Origin of the sequence: Microcystis sp. M31BS1, assembly GCF_020245285.1 — a bacterium.
GTDB classification, from domain to species: Bacteria; Cyanobacteriota; Cyanobacteriia; order Cyanobacteriales; family Microcystaceae; genus Microcystis; species Microcystis panniformis.
In genome coordinates, this window is sequence record NZ_JADBVE010000236.1 from 1 (window position 1) to 2,856 (window position 2,856).

Genomic DNA, 2,856 nt, shown 5'->3' on the forward strand with positions numbered 1-2,856 from the left:
AACCCTTATATAGAAAGGCATTTAGCGATTTTTGTTAATTGTTTTTTGTCTAGAGCGAACTAATCAATTAAATCTCTTGCCAGATAAGGATTTAGTCGATTTATGCCCCCCTATCGAACCATACCAAGTAACGAAGAACCACTTTAACTTTGTTTAGTTATCTTGGTAGCGATGGGTTGACGTAGGGAAACCCTGATGTGGTTTATCTTTAAGAAAGCTGCAACAAAAAAAGGACACAAGGTAACTTGTGTCCTTCCCGAAGCTAAGAACTTAATTTTTATTTAGCGTCGGAGAATTCCGCATCGATGACATCATCGCCACCACCAGCACCACCAGAGGGGCCATTGTTATCATTGCCACCGGTGGGATTGCTAGGGGGCGCTTGCTGATACATACTGCTACCGATCGCGTAGAGGGCTTGTTGTAATTCCGGTAGGATGGTTTTGATCTTACTATCATCGTCTTGAGCGATCGCTTCTTTCAGGTCTTTAATCAACCCTTGGGCTTTATTTTTCTCGGATGGGGGAACCTTATCGCCTAACTCTTCCAACTGCTTCTCAGCTTGATAAACCAGGGAATCAGCTTGATTTTTGCGTTCAATGCGTTCGCGACGTTCCTTATCCACCGAGGCGTTCGATTCTGCCTCATTTACCATGCGTTCCACTTCATTTTGGGGCAAGGTAGAAGCGCCGGTGATGCTGATCGATTGTTCTTTTCCTGTACCTTTATCCTTAGCGGTGACATTGAGAATACCGTTAGCATCGATGTCGAAAACCACTTCGATTTGAGGCACACCACGAGGAGCGGGAGGGATGCCATCGAGTCGGAAAGTTCCCAAACTCTTGTTATCTTTGGCCATTTCCCGTTCCCCTTGCAGGACGTGGATTTCCACGTTAGTTTGTCCATCCACTGCCGTGGAGAAAACTTCCGATTTTTTGGTGGGAATAGTGGTGTTGCGGGGAATAATCCGCGTCATCACACCGCCGAGGGTTTCCACACCCAAAGACAAGGGCGAAACATCAAGCAGAAGAATATCTTTGACTTCACCGGCGAGAACACCACCTTGAATAGCGGCGCCGACGGCTACCACTTCATCGGGGTTAACGCTTTGGTTAGGATCTTTGCCCAGAACTTTTTTAACTAATTCCTGGACGGCGGGAATCCGGGTTGAACCACCGACGAGAACCACTTCATCGAGGGCAGATTTATCGATTTTGGCATCACGGATGGCGTTTTCGACGGGAATCCGACAGCGATCAATTAAATCGGCGCAAATTTCCTCAAATTTAGCTCTAGTTAAAGTGGTATCTAGGTGTTTTGGTCCTTCGGCGGTAGCGGTGATAAAGGGCAGGTTAATTTCCGCTTGGGTAACGCTAGAAAGCTCAATTTTGGCTTTTTCTGCCGCTTCCGTGAGACGTTGCAGGGCTTGTTTATCTTGACGGAGATCTATTCCTTCAACTTTTTTGAATTCTCCGGCTAGATAATCGACGATTTTTTTATCGAAGTCATCACCACCGAGATGAGTATCTCCAGAGGTAGCAAGAACTTCAAAGACACCATCACCCACTTCTAGAACCGATACGTCAAAGGTTCCCCCACCCAAGTCAAAAACGAGAATGGTTTCGTTAGCTTTTTTGTCTAATCCGTAGGCAAGAGAGGCGGCGGTGGGTTCGTTGATAATGCGGAGAACTTCAACCCCAGCAATTCTCCCGGCATCTTTGGTGGCTTGACGTTGGGAGTCATTAAAATAAGCGGGTACGGTGATGACTGCTTGGGTAACGGTTTCGCCGAGGTATTTACTGGCATCCTCCACCAGTTTCCGCAGTACCTGGGCGGAAATTTCTTCGGGGGAGAATTGTTTGCCCTGGGCGGGACAGTCTAATTTAACGTTGCCGTTGCCGTCCTGGAGAGTTTTGTAGGATACTTCTGTGGCTTCGTTGGTAACTTCGTTGAATTTCCGGCCGATGAAGCGTTTGACGGAATAAAAGGTATTTTGCGGGTTCATTACCGCTTGACGTTTGGCGATTTGTCCTACTAGGCGATCGCCACTTTTGGCGTAGGCGACGACTGAGGGCGTAGTTCTAAACCCTTCGGCGTTGGCGATAACGGTGGGTTTACCCCCTTCCATAACCGCGACGCAGGAGTTAGTCGTCCCTAAGTCAATTCCAACTACTTTTCCCATAATCTTTGTGCTGCTCCGATACAACTTATAGTGACTTCTAGAATCGGAACTGTACTCGGTTTTTAGGCGATACCCACCCCTATCAGTTCCTTTGTTATCTCTATAGTGCAAAATAACCCCGCTTTCTTGATAGTGTAGGTATCCGAACCTTTTTGGTAGTATTGCTAATGTCAGTTCGGGATCAAAGAGTTAGTGGTGAAGGAAAGGAGTCAGAAGTGAGACAAACTCTTAGTTCTTACCACTCCATGCTCGCTCTCCTTGGTTTCCCTGGAGTGGTGGTGGAAATCCCTCACTTCCTCTCTTTTAAGTAGAAAATATGAATCTCAGACATCAAGATCATTACCATAGTTCAGAAATTTACCGCACTTTACGGCTCTTCTCGACTTTGTGTGATAATTTTTGCTTATGGAATCGTGAAATGCTTATCGGGCAAGACTTTTAGGGCTATTTTGCGGAAGAAAGTATCAGTATAGACCTCGTTTCCACACAGAAACCAGAAGAGCCACTTTACTTTATTAATAACTGAAAGATCGTGCTATACTTTAGACGTTCATAATCTGAGATTTATTAAACTTCTGAAATCGTAGAGTCAGCAAGGAATCCAGTTCTTTTTTATGTTTCAAATGGGCATCATTCAAACATTCATAAATGGCTGAAGAAAAGTCAGAAAAGTT

Annotated in this window: 2 protein-coding genes and 1 pseudogene; 1 reads left to right on the forward strand and 2 read right to left on the reverse strand. The window is 45.4% G+C overall.

Going from position 1 to position 2,856, the window contains the following annotated elements; genetic code table 11:
• Positions 1–31: 31 nt before the first annotated feature.
• Positions 32–157 (forward strand): hypothetical protein, encoded by a 126-nt coding sequence (locus tag IM509_RS13920; protein ID WP_260441191.1) that lies wholly within the window; start codon positions 32–34, stop codon positions 155–157.
• A gap of 120 nt (positions 158–277) precedes the next feature.
• Here the strand turns inward: IM509_RS13920 and dnaK are convergent, their stop codons facing one another.
• The gene (gene dnaK, locus IM509_RS13925) at positions 278–2,182 is read right to left on the reverse strand and encodes a molecular chaperone DnaK (RefSeq protein ID WP_052276108.1); all 1,905 of its coding nucleotides are present in this window, start codon (positions 2,180–2,182) and stop codon (positions 278–280) included.
• Positions 2,183–2,724: 542 nt separating this feature from the next.
• Positions 2,725–2,856, reverse strand: a pseudogene (locus IM509_RS13930) (IS630 family transposase); the annotation flags it as partial.